The 14,756-nt window shown below is 69.8% G+C and carries 12 protein-coding genes and 1 pseudogene; 8 read left to right on the top strand and 5 right to left on the bottom strand.

Translation table 11 applies throughout. The features are described from left to right. Positions 1 to 60 precede the first annotated feature (60 nt). The 6 genes from ASD30_RS00990 (at position 61) to ASD30_RS00965 (ending at position 9,606) form a co-directional block, all read left to right on the top strand. Positions 61 to 1,587, top strand: coding sequence for a PucR family transcriptional regulator (locus tag ASD30_RS00990; RefSeq protein WP_056675643.1), 1,527 nt, complete (start codon positions 61 to 63; stop codon positions 1,585 to 1,587). A gap of 133 nt (positions 1,588 to 1,720) precedes the next feature. Beyond that, positions 1,721 to 3,640 (top strand): 2-oxo-4-hydroxy-4-carboxy-5-ureidoimidazoline decarboxylase, encoded by a 1,920-nt coding sequence (gene uraD, locus ASD30_RS00985; protein ID WP_200951060.1) that lies wholly within the window; start codon positions 1,721 to 1,723, stop codon positions 3,638 to 3,640. A gap of 11 nt (positions 3,641 to 3,651) precedes the next feature. Then, positions 3,652 to 5,121, top strand: a complete 1,470-nt coding sequence (locus ASD30_RS00980) for a xanthine dehydrogenase small subunit (RefSeq protein ID WP_056675628.1) — start codon at positions 3,652 to 3,654, stop codon at positions 5,119 to 5,121. Continuing rightward, entirely contained in the window at positions 5,118 to 7,418 is a 2,301-nt protein-coding gene (xdhB, locus tag ASD30_RS00975; protein ID WP_056675620.1) for a xanthine dehydrogenase molybdopterin binding subunit, read from the top strand. The genes ASD30_RS00980 and xdhB overlap by 4 nt, the downstream gene beginning before the upstream one ends. A gap of 14 nt (positions 7,419 to 7,432) precedes the next feature. Beyond that, positions 7,433 to 8,287 (top strand): xanthine dehydrogenase accessory protein XdhC, encoded by an 855-nt coding sequence (gene xdhC, locus ASD30_RS00970; RefSeq protein ID WP_235532471.1) that lies wholly within the window; start codon positions 7,433 to 7,435, stop codon positions 8,285 to 8,287. Further along, the gene (locus ASD30_RS00965; protein ID WP_056675610.1) at positions 8,287 to 9,606 is read left to right on the top strand and encodes a guanine deaminase; all 1,320 of its coding nucleotides are present in this window, start codon (positions 8,287 to 8,289) and stop codon (positions 9,604 to 9,606) included. The genes xdhC and ASD30_RS00965 overlap by 1 nt, the downstream gene beginning before the upstream one ends. Positions 9,607 to 9,810: 204 nt before the next feature. Here the strand turns inward: ASD30_RS00965 and ASD30_RS27370 are convergent, their stop codons facing one another. The 3 genes and pseudogenes from ASD30_RS27370 to ASD30_RS00955 form a co-directional block, all read right to left on the bottom strand. Next, entirely contained in the window at positions 9,811 to 10,029 is a 219-nt protein-coding gene (locus ASD30_RS27370; RefSeq protein ID WP_056675601.1) for a hypothetical protein, read from the bottom strand. Positions 10,030 to 10,126: 97 nt separating this feature from the next. Next, positions 10,127 to 10,453, bottom strand: a pseudogene (locus ASD30_RS27895) (DUF222 domain-containing protein); the annotation flags it as partial. Between the two features lie 356 nt (positions 10,454 to 10,809). Then, complete coding sequence (locus ASD30_RS00955; protein WP_056675598.1) at positions 10,810 to 11,337, bottom strand: hypothetical protein; 528 nt, start codon at positions 11,335 to 11,337, stop codon at positions 10,810 to 10,812. Positions 11,338 to 11,565: 228 nt separating this feature from the next. Here ASD30_RS00955 and ASD30_RS27015 point away from each other — a divergent pair, with 228 nt between their 5' ends. Further along, positions 11,566 to 11,748 carry a mycothiol transferase gene (locus ASD30_RS27015; protein WP_056675595.1) on the top strand — a complete coding sequence of 61 codons (183 nt, stop codon included), beginning with the start codon at positions 11,566 to 11,568 and terminating at the stop codon, positions 11,746 to 11,748. Positions 11,749 to 11,853: 105 nt separating this feature from the next. On the opposite strand, the gene ASD30_RS00945 is transcribed toward ASD30_RS27015, so the two are convergent. Continuing rightward, positions 11,854 to 12,774 (bottom strand): methylenetetrahydrofolate reductase, encoded by a 921-nt coding sequence (locus tag ASD30_RS00945; RefSeq protein ID WP_056675592.1) that lies wholly within the window; start codon positions 12,772 to 12,774, stop codon positions 11,854 to 11,856. 215 nt (positions 12,775 to 12,989) lie between these two features. Between ASD30_RS00945 and ASD30_RS00940 the strand changes: the two genes are divergently transcribed. After that, a complete protein-coding gene (locus tag ASD30_RS00940; RefSeq protein ID WP_056675589.1) occupies positions 12,990 to 13,979 on the top strand; it encodes a GlxA family transcriptional regulator in 990 nt (329 codons plus the stop codon). Between the two features lie 23 nt (positions 13,980 to 14,002). On the opposite strand, the gene ASD30_RS00935 is transcribed toward ASD30_RS00940, so the two are convergent. Beyond that, positions 14,003 to 14,656, bottom strand: coding sequence for an HD domain-containing protein (locus tag ASD30_RS00935; RefSeq protein WP_056675587.1), 654 nt, complete (start codon positions 14,654 to 14,656; stop codon positions 14,003 to 14,005). Between the last annotated feature and the right edge of the window lie 100 nt (positions 14,657 to 14,756).

Below are 14,756 nucleotides of genomic sequence, written 5' to 3'. Positions count from 1 at the left end.
ACTGTAGGGCGTGACCCCAGTCACGTCAACCTGTACGTTCCACTCAGGAAGGAGCCGCACATGTTGCTCTCGGAGCTGCTCGCCGCCCCCGGTCTGGGGCTGCGCGTGCTGCACGAGTCCCCCGGATCGCTGGGTCGTCCGGTCGGCCGCGTGATCACCACGGACCTGCTCGAGCCGGGTCGTTACCTGACCGGTGGCGAGCTGGTGATGACCGGGCTGGCCTGGCGCCGCACGCCTGATGACAGCGAGACCTTCGTGGCTTCGGTCGCCTCCCGCGGGGCGACCACGGTGCTCGCCGGCGACGCGCTCCTGGGTGCCGTGCCCGACGACCTGGTCGAGGCCTGCCGCCGGCACGCGTGCACCCTCATCGAGGTCCCGATCGAGGTGGCCTTCGCCGACATCACCGAGCACGTCTCCGCGACCCGCTCGGCGGTCAGCGGAGCCCGGCTCTCACGCCAGCGCCAACTGGTCTCCTCGCTCGCCGACGGCCGCAGCCTCGACGAGCTCGCCGCCCGGGTCTCGGCGGAGGTCGACCGGCCCTGCCGGGTCCTCACCACCACGGGGCGGCACGTCGCGGAGGGACCCGGCCCGCTGGGCCCCACCACGCTCGACGCGCTGGTCCGGGGCTTCCTCGCCGCCGACCGGCTGCCGGCCGTGGCCCGCGACGACGACTCGACGTACAGTCTGTTCCCGGTCGGCCCCGGCCTCGGCAACCGACTCACCTCCTGGCTGGTCGCCGTCGACGGCGACCACGAGCAGTGGCCGCGCGACCACGTCGAGGCAGTGCAGGAGCTCTGCTCGATCGCGGCCCTCGACCGGTCACGCCGTGACGAGGGCGTGCGCGCGCTGCGGCCGACGTCCGCCGACGTGCTGGCGCTCGTCGAGGGCGGGGCGCCGTACGCCGAGATCGCCGTACGGCTGCGCCAGGCCGGCCTCGACCCCGACGGCCCGGTGACCCTCGTCGTACTCGACCTCGACGGCGACGCCCCCGACGACTCCGCCCTTCTGCTGTTCGAGGACGTCGCACTGTCGGTCGGCGGCTCGCCGGTCGTGGCGCCGGGCCGGGACGGCCGCCTGGTCGGGATCCTCCCCTCCGCCCCCGACCTCACCGACCGGTTGCGCACGTCGTTCGCCCGGCTGGCCCCGGGCACCGGTCGCGGTCACCTGGCCGTCGGCCTGAGCGGCGAGGCCCGCACCGACGCGATCACCGGGGCGCTCGAGGAGGCGCGGTTCGCCCACCGGGTGGCCCGCTCCGGCAGTGCACCGGTCTCGGTGGTGGGCTCCGACGAGGTCGCGTCCCACGTGCTGCTGCTGGCCTGCGTCCCCGACGACGTACGCCGCTCCTACGCGCAGCGGGTCCTCGGCGCGGTGCTCGAGCACGACCGGCGCACCAACGGCGAGCTGATCGGCACGCTCGGCGAGTTCCTGTCCTGCTCGGGCTCCTGGGCGCGTACGGCGGAGTCGTTGCACCTGCACGTCAACACGGTTCGCTACCGGATCGAGAAGGTGCAGGAGCTGACCGGCCGCGACCTGTCCCGCCTCGACGACCGGGTCGACGTCTTCCTCGCCCTGGAGTCGCTTGGGTGATCGCACAACGACGAGGGCCTCCACACGCACCACCTTCGGAGGTTCGTCGGGTGCCGCTGGGACCGCCGCGAGCGGATGCTGTTGTGCAGGTCACAAAGACATGCCACGCAGTCATGCCCCCGAGGAGACACCAGTGAAACGATCTCGCAGCCCCCGTACCGCCGTACATCCCGTGGACGAGGTCCTCCCGGTCGGCAAGCTCGCGGTCTACGGCACGCAACACGTGCTCGCGTTCTACGCCGGAGCGGTGATCGTGCCGATCCTGCTGGCGAACTCGATCGGCCTCAGCACCGAGCAGCTGATCCACCTGATCAACGCCGACCTGCTCACCTGCGGCATCGCCTCGATCATCCAGTCGGTCGGCTTCTGGAAGGTCGGCGTACGACTCCCGCTGTTGCAGGGCGTCACGTTCACGGCGGTCTCGCCGATGATCGCGATCGGCCTGGCTGCCGGGGGCGGCACCGACGGCCTGCTGGTGATCTACGGCGCGGTGATCGTGGCCGGCCTCTTCACCTTCGCCATCGCCCCGTGGTTCAGCAAGCTGATCCGCTTCTTCCCGCCGGTCGTGACCGGCTCGGTGATCACCATCATCGGTCTGGCACTGCTGCCGGTCGCGGCCGCGGACGCCACCGGTGGTGCCGGCCCGACCTCCGACCCGACCAGCGGCAAGAACCTGGCCTACGCCCTCGGCACCCTGGCCCTGATCGTCGTGATCCAGCGCGTCTTCAAGGGCTTCATGGCCACGGTCGCCGTCCTGGTCGGCCTGGTCGCCGGCACGGCCGTGGCCTGGATGCTGGGCGACGCCCACTTCGGCTCAGTCAACGACTCAGCCTGGGTCGGCGCGACCACCCCGTTCTACTTCGGCTGGCCGCAGTTCTCCTTCGCCGCCATCGTCTCGATGATCGTGGTCATGCTGATCACCGCCGTCGAGACCACCGGCGACGTGTTCGCCACCGGTGAGATCGTCGAGAAGCGGATCGACCGCGACGACGTCGCCCGGGCCCTGCGTGCCGACGGACTCTCCACCACCCTCGGCGGCGTGCTCAACTCGTTCCCCTACACCTGCTTCGCGGAGAACGTCGGCCTGGTCCGGCTGACCCGCATCAAGAGCCGGTACGTCGTCGCGGCCGCTGGCGCGATCATGATCCTGCTCGGCCTGATCCCCAAGGCCGGTGCGGTCGTCGCCGGCATCCCGCACCCCGTCCTCGGCGGCGCCGCGATCGCGATGTTCGCCACCGTGGCCGTGGTCGGCTTCCAGACCCTGGGCAAGGTCGACTTCCACGACCACCGCAACGTGGTGATCGTGGCGACCAGCATCGGCCTGGCCATGTTCGTCACCGCCCAGCCGCAGGTCGCACAGGCCGTCCCGAACTGGGCCGAGATCATCCTCGGCAGCGGCATCACTCTGGGCAGCCTGACCGCGATCGTGCTCAACATCGTCTTCCACCACATCGGCAAGGACTTCGGCCCGGCCGTGGCCGGCCAACCCGGCGACTCGGTCCGCCTCGACCAGGTCAACAAGATGACCCGTGCCGAGTTCGTCGAGACCTTCGCTCCCCTGTTCCAGGGCCCGCGCTGGGCCGTCGAGCGGGCCTACGACCTGCGCCCGTTCCACGACACCCACGCGCTGCGCCGCTCCTTCCAGGAAGTGCTGTTCTCGGGCTCGAAGGACGAGCAGCGCCAGCTGATCGAGTCCTACCCGGCCCTCGGCTCGAAGCTGGTCTCCGACGGCCTCAGCGGCGAGGCGTCGCTGCGCGACCAGTCCACCCGCGGCCTGACCCACCTGGCCGAGCCCGAGCAGGACGTGCTGACCGCGATCACGTCGGAGTACTCCGAACGGTTCGGATTCCCGCTGATCATCTCGGTCCGCGACGCCTACTCCTTCGAGCGGATCCTGGAGGAGGGCCGCTCCCGGCTGACCAACTGCGAGACCCAGGAGCACGCGGCCGCGCTGCTCGAGATCGCGAAGATCGCGGGCTACCGGTTCGACGACTTCCTCCAAGTTGCCAACCCGATTCACAGTGCGCGGAGCAGAATGGTGAACAAGGGATGAGGAGACCAGCCATGGAGTCATCGACCATCACCGTGAACGGCGAGGCGACCGAGGTCACCGACGTCGCCGCGCACACCACGACGCTCGACTGGCTGCGCAGCCGCGGCCTGACCGGCGCGAAGGAGGGCTGCGCCGAGGGCGAGTGCGGTGCCTGCTCGGTGCTGGTCGCCCGGCCCGGCGCCGACACCCCGACCGAGTGGGTCGCGGTCAACGCCTGCCTCGTGCCGGTCGCCGCACTCGACGGCCAGGAGCTGGTCACCTCCGAGGGCCTCGGCTCGTGCGACTCGCTGCACCCCGTGCAGCGGGAGATGGCGGTGCGCGGCGGCTCCCAGTGTGGCTACTGCACGCCGGGCTTCGTGTGCAGCATGGCGGCGGAGTACTACCGCCCCGGCCGGGTCTCGGCAGGCGCGGCACCCTCGACCGACGGCAACGGCAACGGCTCGGCAGGCGACCACGAGCACGGCGCCAACGGCTTCGACCTGCACGCGCTCAGCGGCAACCTCTGCCGGTGCACTGGCTACCGACCGATCAAGGACGCCGCCGACGCCCTCGGTGCCCCGGCGGCAGGCGACACGTTCGCCGCCCGCACCTCCGCACCTCCGCCGGCGGCCGTGGCCACGGTGCTGAGCGTGGACGGCGCAGAGTTCCGCCGGCCCACCGACCTCGCCGAGGCTCTCGATCTGCTCGCCGAGAACCCCGAGGCGCAGGTGGTCGCCGGCTGCACCGACTTCGGGGTCGAGGTCAACATCCGTGGCGTGCGTGCGCCGTACGTCGTCGCGGTCGACCGGCTGCCCGAGCTGCGCGAGTTCTCGTTCGGGGACGACGAGGTGGTCCTCGGCGCCGGCCTCACCCTCAGCGAGATCGAGCGACTGCTCGAGGGCCGTGTGCCGCTGCTGGCCGAGATGTTCCCGCAGTTCGCCTCGCGCCTCATCCGCAACGGAGCGACCATCGGCGGCAACCTCGGCACCGGCTCGCCGATCGGTGACACACCCCCCGCGCTTCTGGCCCTCGACGCGTCGCTGGTGCTGTCGTCGCCCCGGGGCGACCGGGTGGTGCCGCTGGCCGACTACTTCACCGGCTACCGGACGACGTTGAAGGAGCCGGGTGAGCTGATCCGCGCCGTACGCTTCCCGCTGCCGCTGTCGCCGGTGACCGCGTTCCACAAGATCGCCAAGCGCCGCTTCGACGACATCTCCAGTGTGGCCGTCGGGTTCGCCCTCGACGTCATCGACGGCAGCGTGATCCGCGCTCGCATCGGGCTCGGCGGAGTCGCCGCGACGCCGCTGCGCGCCAGTGCCACGGAGGCCGCCCTGGTCGGTCGCCCGTGGACCGAGCAGACGGTCCGCGAGGCCGCCGCGGTGATGGCCGGCGAAGGAACCCCGATGGACGACCACCGGGCCAGCGCGTCGTACCGCTCGGCGATGCTCGGCCAGTCCCTGCTCCGGCTGTACGCCGCCCACCGACAGGAGGCGATCGCATGATCGGCGAACCCCTTCCCCACGAGAGCGCGTCACTGCACGTGACCGGCGAGGCGCTCTACACCGACGACCTGGTGTTCCGCACCAAGGACGTCCTGCACGCGTGGCCGGTCCAGTCCCCGCACACGCATGCGCGCATCACCGCGCTCGACGTGGCACCGGCGTACGCCGTTCCGGGTGTGGTCCGGGTGCTCACCGCCGACGACGTCCCGGGGGTGAACGACGCCGGGGTGAAGCACGACGAGCCACTGTTTCCCTCCGAGGCGATGTTCCACGGGCACGCACTGTGCTGGGTGCTCGGCGAGACGCTGGAAGCAGCACGCCTGGGCGCCCTGGCCGTCGCGGTCGACTACGAGCCGCTCCCCTCATTGGTCAGCGTCCGCGACGCGATCGACGCCGACAGCTTCCAGGGCGCGACCCCGCACCTGGCCCGCGGCGACGCCGAGGGCGCGTTCGCCACGGCGGAGCACGTCTTCTCGGGTGAGTTCGAGTTCGCCGGGCAGGAGCACTTCTACCTAGAGACCCACGTGTCGCTGGCGCTGGTCGACGAGGGCGGGCAGGTGTTCGTGCAGAGCAGCACCCAGCACCCGTCCGAGACCCAGGAGATCGTGGCGCACGTCCTCGGTGTGCCGAGCCACGAGGTGACCGTCCAGTGCCTGCGCATGGGCGGCGCGTTCGGCGGCAAGGAGATGCAGCCGCACGGGTTCGCCGCGATCGCCGCCCTCGGCGCGCGGCTCACCGGTCGCCCGGTCCGGCTCCGCCTCAACCGCACGCAGGACATGACCATGACCGGCAAGCGGCACGGCTTCCACTCCTCGTGGCGGGTCGGCTTCGACAGTGCCGGCAGGATCGTCGCGCTCGACGCGACGCTGACCGCCGACGGCGGCTGGAGCCTCGACCTCTCCGAGCCGGTCCTGGCGCGCGCGATGTGCCACATCGACAACGCCTACTGGATCCCCAACCTCCGCGTCGACGGTCGGATCGCGAAGACCCACAAGACCTCGCAGACCGCGTTCCGCGGCTTCGGCGGGCCACAGGGGATGCTCGTGATCGAGGACATCCTCGGCCGGTGCGCTCCCATGCTCGGCGTCGACGCGAGCGAGCTGCGGCACCGCAACTTCTACGAGCCCGGCCAGGACACGCCGTACGGCCAGGAGGTGCGGCACGCCGAGCGGCTCGAAGCCTGCTGGAGCCAGGTGCTCGCGAACGGTGACGTCGCCCGCCGGCAGGCCGAGATCGAGCAGTTCAACGCCAGCCACCCCGACGCCCGACGAGGTCTCGCGCTGACCCCGGTCAAGTTCGGCATCTCGTTCAACCTGACCGCGTTCAACCAGGCAGGTGCGCTGGTGCACGTCTACAAGGACGGCTCGGTGCTGATCAACCACGGCGGCACCGAGATGGGCCAGGGCCTGCACACCAAGATGCTGCAGGTCGCGGCGACCACGCTCGGCGTACCCCTCTCTCGGGTCCGGCTCGCGCCGACCCGCACCGACAAGGTGCCCAATACCTCCGCGACCGCGGCGAGCTCCGGTGCCGACCTGAACGGCGCCGCGATCAAGAACGCCTGCGAGCAGATCAAGGCCCGTCTCGCCGAGGTCGAGAGCGATGGCCTCACCTGGGAGGAGCTGGTGCACAAGGCCTACTTCCAGCGCGTCCAGCTCTGGGCCGCGGGCTTCTACAAGACCGAGGGGTTGCACTGGGACGCCGCCGCGATGCGCGGCACGCCGTTCAAGTATTTCGCGTACGGCGTCGCGGCGGCAGAGGTGGAGGTCAACGGGTTCGACGGCTCCTACACGCTGCGCCGGGTCGACATCGTGCACGACGTCGGCGACAGCCTGTCGCCGCTGATCGACATCGGCCAGATCGAGGGCGGCTTCGTGCAGGGGGCCGGCTGGCTGACCCTCGAGGACCTCCGTTGGGACGAGTCCGACGGCCCGAACCGGGGCCGGCTGGCGACCCAGGCGGCCAGCACCTACAAGCTGCCGAGCTTCTCGGAGATGCCCGAGGTCCTCAACGTGAAGCTGCTCGAGAAGGCCCACGAGGACGGCGCGGTCTACGGCTCCAAGGCCGTCGGTGAGCCGCCGTTGATGTTGGCGTTCTCCGTGCGCGAGGCGCTGCGCCAGGCCGCCGCCGCATTCGGGCCGGCCGGGACCAGCGTCGAGCTGGCCTCCCCCGCGACGCCCGAGGCGGTCTACTGGGCTCTCGAGTCGGCGCGCTCCTCGCTGCCCGCCGACCCGGCAAGCGGCCCGGCCCGCGACGTCGCCCGCGACTCCGCCCTCGCCGAGCTGGGTGGGGTGTGACCGAGATGCAGTGGATGCGAGCAGTGCAACGGCTCCGCGAGCAGCGGCAGCCAGGCGTCCTCGTCACGATCACCGCCGTGCGCGGCCACTCACCGCGCGAGGCCGGCGCCAAGATGGTCGTCTCGGCCGACCAGACCTGGGACACCGTCGGCGGCGGCAACCTCGAGGCGGTCGCCGTCGAGCGGGCCCGGGTGATGATCGCCGACGGTGTCGCCGAGCCGGAGGGCTTGGAGATCGCGTTGTCCGACAAGGCGCCGTTCCAGCACGGCGTCCAGTGCTGCGGCGGTGAGGTCGACCTGCTGCTCGAGCCGCTGGCCGTCGTACCGTCAGTCGCGATCTTCGGCATGGGCCATGTCGGCCTTGAGCTCGCGCGCATCCTTTCCCGGCACGACGTCGAGCTGCACCTGGTCGACTCCCGTGCCGACCAGCTGACCGCCGAGCGACTGTCCTCGTTCGACGACGCGGTCGCCAACGTGCACGTGCACCAGGTCCCGGTGCTGCCCGAGCTGGTCGTCGGTGAACTGCCCCACGGCACCCACATGCTCGTGATGACCCACGACCACGCGGAGGACGCCGCCCTGTGCGACGCCGCCCTGCGCAGCGACCGGCTGGCCACCATCGGCCTGATCGGCTCCAGCGCCAAGTGGGCGCGATTCCGCAAGAAGCTCGCCGACGAGGGCCACTCCCCCGAAGCGATCGCCCGCATCACCACTCCCATCGGCCTGTCCGAGCTGACCGGCAAGGTCCCCGCCACCATCGCGGTGAGCGTCGCGGCCTGGCTGCTGCAGCTCTTCGCCGCCGACGTACCCACTGACCACGCCGACCAGGCACCTGCCGCCGACGTACCCACGAACCATGAGGTCTCCTGATGACGCTCTTCCGGGGAACCTTCCTCGACACCCCCGACGACCCGTTCGCCGGCGGCGCACTGCGCGCCGACAGCGACGGCGCCCTGCTGGTGCAGGACGGCGTGATCGTCGCCCGCGGACCGTACGCCGACCTCCGCCGCCAGCACCCCGGCGAGGACGTCGTCGACCTCAGCGGTGGCCTGGTGCTGCCCGGCTTCGTCGACACCCACGTCCACTTCCCGCAGGCGCGGGTCATCGGTGCGCTGGGCATGCCGTTGCTCGACTGGCTCGACCAGTGCGCGCTCCCTGAGGAGGCGCGGATGGCTGACCTGCCCTACGCCGTCGGCGTCGCTTCCGACTTCGTGCGCGGCCTGGTCGCCGCAGGCACGACGAGCGCCCTGGTCTTCGGCGCCCACAACGCCCCTGCCGTCGACGCCCTGTTCACCGAGGCCTCGCGGGTCGGCGTGCGGGTCACAAGCGGACTCGTGGTCGGCGACCGTCGCCTGCTCCCCCCGTTGCACACGACGCCGGAGCGCGCGTACGCCGAATCGCTAGCCCTGGCTGGGCGTTGGCACGGTGTTGGCCGCAACCGCTACGCCGTGACCCCGCGTTTCTCCCTCTCCTCGACGGACGATCTGCTGGCTGCGTGCGGTGCCGTCCTGTCCGAGGTGCCCGGCGCGATGCTCACCTCTCACGTGAACGAGAACCCGTGTGAGATCGCGGCGGTCGGCGAGCTCTTCGGCGGCAGTTCGTACGTCGACACCTACGACAAGCACGGCCTCGTCGGACCCCGCACCGTCCTCGCGCACAACGTCCACGCGACCGACCCCGAGCTCGCAGTGCTGGCCTCACGGGGCGCGGCCGTGGCGCACTGCCCGACGTCGAACGCGGCCTTGGGGAGCGGGCTCTTCCCGCTGGCCCGCCATCTCTCTGCGGGAGTCCGGGTGGCGCTCGGGTCCGACGTTGGCGCCGGCACCGGGTTCTCCTTGCTGAAGGAAGGCCTGCAGGCCTACTTCGCCCAGCAGCTGCTCGGCGAGCTCGGCCATCCGCTCACCGCCGCCCACCTGCTCCATCTGGCGACCAGCGCCGGCGCTGCCGCCCTCGGCCTGGACGAAGTCGGCGACTTCTCGGTCGGCAAGCGCTTCGACGCCCAGTGGCTCTGCCCTGCCGAAGGATCAACGCTGGACGTCGGCCTCGCACATGCCTCCGACGCCGCCGAGGCCCTGGCCCGCACCTTCGCCCTCGGCACCCCCGCCGACGTCCGAACCGTCTGGGTCGACGGCGACCTGGTCAGCTCCGAGGACTCCGACCAGGCAAGCGTTCTCTCGCTGGTCGAGTAGGTCGCGGAGCCTTTTCGGTGGTCGAGTAGGTCGCTCTGCGACCGTATCGAGACCCCCGCCATGCCTCCCCGCGCGACCGTTGGTTGAGGAGGTCGCTCTGGCGACCGTCTCGAAACCAAGCCCCCACCACCACGGCACACCGGGGCATGCCAAAGACCGGCCCCGGTGTGCTGCCCCTTGTGTCTGCGGCCATTCGGGTATGGCCTAGGTGCGTTTGCGGAACCGGACGTCACCGTTGGCCATCAGCGTCATGTCGTAGGTGTCGTCGTGGGCACGGTGGTGGTGCCACGAGCACAAGAGCTTGCCGTCCTTGGTGTCGGTCCGACCTCCGTGCAACCAGGACAAGGTGTGGTGGTGGGCTTCGCACCACTTGGCCGGCACCAGGCACCCCTCGCTGCGGCAGGTCTTGTCGCGGATCCCCATGGCGAGGATCTGCGGGCCGGTGAAGAGTCGTTTTGCGCGGCCCTGGTCGAGTACCTCGGACTCCCCGCTCGCTGCGGCAGGTCTTGTCGCGGATCCCCATGGCGAGGATCTGCGGGCCGGTGAAGAGTCGTTTTGCGCGGCCCTGGTCGAGTACCTCGGACTCCCCGCCCAGGACGGCGGGGACCATCTTCGCGGTGCACGAGAGGCGGCGGACCTGGGTGGCGGAGATCTTGCCACCGTCGGGCAGGACCCCGACCCCGACGCCGGCGAGCAGGTCGGCCAGGTCCATGGTGATCACCAGGGTGGTGCCGTTGCCGGCATGCACCGGGAGGGCGTCGGGGTCCAGGCCCTCGAGGAGGGCCTCGAAGGCCAGCCCACGGCGTTGGTCGAAGGGAACCTTCTGACCGGTCGCGGGATCGGTCAACGGGGCCGCACCCCCACCCGGGGTGGACTGGTGCCGGGGCCTTCACCGTGTCGGCCGATGCGGCCAGGATGCTCTGGCCCACGGAGAGGAGGGCCTCGAAGGCCAGCCCACGGCGTTGGTCGAAGGGAACCTTCTGACCGGTCGCGGGATCGGTCAACGGGGCCGCACCCCCACCCGGGGTGGACTGGTGCCGGGGCGAGGTCAGCGAGTTCAGGATGCCCTTGAGGCGGGCCGCGGCGGCCTCGGACAGGGTGGCGCGCAGCTCCACGGTGCCGTCACCGTTGCGCTTGAACCACAACCGGGACTTCGCGTGCGCGCGGCGTTCCTCCTCCTCGACCCGCTTGCGTTCCTCGTCCTCACACAACTGTGGAGCGACGATGGAGAGGATCTTGCGGCCCAGGATCCGCAGGTCGTGCGGGGAGTGCTGCGCGGCGAGCTCGACCAGGTGCCATCACGTCCTCAGGGACTTCGGCACTGGCCAGCAGTCGGTCCAGGGCGGCCACGATCACCTTGGCCTGCTCCAGGTGCACCGCCCTCGACGCGAGGGCTGCGGCGACGACGCTCCAGCGGGTGTCCAGGGAGGTGGCCAGCTTCTCGGCCTGGTGGTTCGCGCCCGCCCCGGTGCGGGTGCGTGGGGTCAACCAGGAGGCGACGTTGGGGTCGCCGTCTGCTTCGGCCACGTCGCCTGCGGCCGCGATCACCCGCAGCCGCAGGGACTCCAGTTGGGAGCCGAGGTCGGTCAGCTCGACCAGGGCGGCGCGTTTCTCGGCGGTGGTCATGAAGGCGGGGTTGACGTCGGCGACCGACTTCAACGAGGTCTCGATCACCGCTGCGCACTCGAGCACCGGGTGGGTGCCGGGGCCGATGTGGTCGGGGTTGCTCATGGGCACGATTTTACGCCTGATATGCCTGTTTTTGAACAAATGCACGAAGGTGGTGACCGTTGTGAACGCGTGTGACGAATGAGCCGAGTTATCCCCAGAAACACCCGAGCAGGTTTGGCCTGCACGGATCAATTTCGCTCCGACCACCGACAAGCCAGGCCCGAACGCGACATGCTCGGCTCCCGCCCAGGACGACACGCACTCCCGTGGTTCCACTAGCGTTCGGACATGCTTGAGTCCCAACGAGAGCCGACACCTCGCGAAGATTCTGGGGAACTGGAGACCGCCCTCGCGTTTCTGACGTTCGCCCGCCACTGCCTGCTGAAGAAGGTCGACGGGCTGAACGAGCAGCAGCTCCGCCGCAGCCTGGTCGTCTCGGACACCACGCTTCTTGGCCTGGTGCAGCATTGAGCGGCCGGAGAGCGCTGGTGGTTCGCCCATCACCTCGGAGGCGACCCGGCGTACGCCGCCGCTGAAGGAGTTCCCCTCGGGGCAGGTCTTCCAGCAGCAGGCTGGCTACTTCCGCAGATGCCCGGCTAGTTGACCGGCGAGCTCCACGGACGCTTCGATTTCTTCGCGGCGGATCGAAACGCTCTCGACGTTGAGGCCGAACGGCACCCCGAGCCGGCGGCAGTAGTCGATGAGCTCGACCGCCGTCGCGGTGGCTTGCGCCAAGGATGCCAACAGCGGGTTCGCCGCGTGCCGGAGGTCGTTCTCGATCCATCTCGGAACGTCGACTCCCAGCCAGCGCAGGAACTCCAGCGTCTTCATCGAGCCGCACACCGAGAAGGTGAACACGATCGGCACCGGCACCAGCCCTCGTGACTCGCACTCGTATCGGTAGTCAGAGACGAGGTTCTTGGCCGCATTGAGGTCGTAGACGACCTGCGTCACGAAGAACCGGCAGCCCGCCTCCTGCTTCGCGATCAGTCGCAGGTGCTCGTTCTCGCGGCGGCTGTGCCGCTCGGGGATTGCGACCCCGCCCAGCAGCAGGTCCGGGTTGAGCGCGGCGCTCATCGCTTGCGCATCAGCGAGCGAGACCGAGGGAGAAGATCCGCTCGAGGCGGCGCCGACCATCACCGACAACGTACGGCGAGGGTCCTGCTCGGCGATCCAGGAGCGCAGGTCCTCGCGCTGGTACTTGCCCACGGCGCGGTAGACGATCACCGGAGTCCCCCACTGCTCCAGATGTTCCGTTCGGTACTCGGCGGGGTCGACCGTGGGGCTGAACGGGAACGGACGCTCCTCCGGGTTGCGGGAGCTCTCGTCGTCGATGTCGTAGAGGACCAGGCCATCGAGATCGAGGTGCTCAAGTCGTTCGACGGTCGCGCGTGCGATCTCCGGCAGTCGGTCCGTCGGTGTCGACCTCCTGGGCGGCGTCACCGCAAAGATGACGAAGTCCCCCTGGCCAGATTTGATGCGAGCTGCGATGTCCACAACGCGACCGTACGTCCACTCAAGGCCGAGACCGTTTCTCCCACTGGTTCGAGACTATGCGGAGCTGCACAGGAGCAGGGGTCCTACGTTGTCTGCGACGCTGCGCCACATGTCACCAGGCGTTGGTTCTCAGCCACCGTGCTCCGCCACCGTGCGAACGGGCACACTGACCCGAGCAAGACTCCGCCGTTGACTCAGCAGGGAAGGAACTGGCCATGCCCCGGACGCACCACGTCGTATTCCTGGTGTTCGACGGTATGAAGATGCTCGACGTGACCGGGCCTGCTGAGGTCTTCGCCGAAGCCAACCGACTCGGAACTCGCTACCAGCTTCGCTACGTCTCCCCTACGGGTCACGCAGTCGTCACGTCGATCGGAGCCACCCTGCCCGTCGACGGTGCGTCCACGGATGTCCTCGAAGCAGAGACGGTCATCGTCTCGGGCGGTGACGACCTCCCGGTGAAGCCCATCCCGAGCGACCTCACCGCTGCCGCGACCGAACTTCACGCCCGGTCGCGTCGCACGGTGTCCATCTGCACGGGATCATTCGTGCTCGCAGCCGCCGGTCTGCTGGACGGCCGTCGGGCGACAACACACTGGCGTCACGCGGATCTGCTCGCACGCGCGTTCCCCAAGGTTTCCGTGTCCCCGGATGCGCTCTTCGTGCAGGACCGCGGGATCTACACCTCGGCCGGTGTCTCTGCCGGCATCGACCTCGCACTCGCCCTCGTCGAGGAGGACCACGGACCAGATCTCGCCCGCGAGGTCGCACGCAACCTGGTGATGTTCATGCAGCGACCCGGCGGGCAGTCGCAGTTCGCCGCTCCCCTGCAGATCCGCCCTCCACGAACACCTTCACTGCGGGCTGTGGTGGACCTGGTCTCCGCACAGCCGTCTCTCGAGCACAGCACCCGTTCGCTGGCTCAGCACGCTGGGGTCAGCCCCCGTCACCTGGCCCGACTGTTCGCCGCCGAGCTCGACACCTCCCCGGCCAGGTTCGTGGAGCGCACCCGGCTCGAGCACGCCCAGTCACTCCTCGATCGCGGTCACGGGGTCGCCGAGGCCGCGAGCCTGGTCGGCTTCGGTAGCGCGGAGAGCATGCGACGACTCTTCAAGGCCAGGTTCGGTGTCTCGCCGAGCCAGTACCGGGCACGGTTCACCACGACGACTCCTGCTCAGGAGCCAGGAACGGGCGCGTCCCACTGACCCCGATGGGGCCACAGAAGACGTCACTCCGGCCAGGCGTTGTTCTCGATGATGTCGACGAAGTTCGCGCGCTCGAACCGTGGATCGAAGTGGGCGAGCACGTCGTCGTTCATCGTGCCGAACGTGGTCTCCGGGCGGTCCGCCATCCCCTCGTTGAAGGCGTGCAGGATCTGCCGCTTGAAGTCCGGGCGCGGATGGGCCGCGACAACAGTCTTCTTGTCCTCGTCGCGTATCTCGTCCAGATCCAGACCGAGTACGTCGGTCTCCACACCCAGCGTGACCACACCGACCTCGGGAGCCAGGTGCAGGGGCAGCTCGGGAGTCGTGTGGAGGGCGATGGCGAGCCACACGTCGCGCGCGTCCGCCTCCGAGCGGCCGTGCTCACGCAGGAAGTCGTACGCCGCGTCGGCACCGTCGATCTCGAAACGTTGGTCGGTCGTGCGGAACTTCTGAGTGAGTCCCAGGTCGTGGAACATGCCGCCGACGTACGCCAGCTCGGCGTCCACTTCGATGTCCCGCGCCCTCGACTTCAACATCCCCCAGAGGAAGACGCGCCGGGAGTGATGGAACAGCGAGTCCCCCACCAGCGGGTCGTCGGTCGCCTCCCGCACCAGCGCGGTTGCCGCGCGAGCCAGCTCGGTGTCGGGGATCTGGATGCCTGCGATGGTCTCGGTCACGGGTACGTCTCCTGTCGAGTGCTGATGACCCCACCAGCATCGCGCCGCCCTGCCCCAGACGACCCCGCGAAAGCGGACAAGGATCACCTGATCTGCGCCA

Source organism: Nocardioides sp. Root140 (assembly GCF_001426745.1).
Taxonomy (GTDB): Bacteria; Actinomycetota; Actinomycetes; order Propionibacteriales; family Nocardioidaceae; genus Nocardioides.
Note: the sequence above shows the minus strand (reverse complement) of the source record. Positions and strands in the feature narration are given on the sequence as shown.

Bases quoted from the DNA above. Each gene is read 5' to 3' on its own strand.
- xdhB (WP_056675620.1), top strand. From the start codon at position 5,118: ATGATCGGCGAACCCCTTCCCCACGAGAGCGCGTCACTGCACGTGACC.
- xdhC (WP_235532471.1), top strand. From the start codon at position 7,433: ATGCGAGCAGTGCAACGGCTCCGCGAGCAGCGGCAGCCAGGCGTCCTC.
- ASD30_RS27370 (WP_056675601.1), bottom strand. From the start codon at position 10,029: ATGGGGATCCGCGACAAGACCTGCCGCAGCGAGGGGTGCCTGGTGCCG.
- ASD30_RS00980 (WP_056675628.1), top strand. From the start codon at position 3,652: ATGGAGTCATCGACCATCACCGTGAACGGCGAGGCGACCGAGGTCACC.
- ASD30_RS00990 (WP_056675643.1), top strand. From the start codon at position 61: ATGTTGCTCTCGGAGCTGCTCGCCGCCCCCGGTCTGGGGCTGCGCGTG.
- ASD30_RS00940 (WP_056675589.1), top strand. From the start codon at position 12,990: ATGCCCCGGACGCACCACGTCGTATTCCTGGTGTTCGACGGTATGAAG.
- ASD30_RS27015 (WP_056675595.1), top strand. From the start codon at position 11,566: ATGCTTGAGTCCCAACGAGAGCCGACACCTCGCGAAGATTCTGGGGAA.
- ASD30_RS00965 (WP_056675610.1), top strand. From the start codon at position 8,287: ATGACGCTCTTCCGGGGAACCTTCCTCGACACCCCCGACGACCCGTTC.
- ASD30_RS00955 (WP_056675598.1), bottom strand. From the start codon at position 11,337: ATGAGCAACCCCGACCACATCGGCCCCGGCACCCACCCGGTGCTCGAG.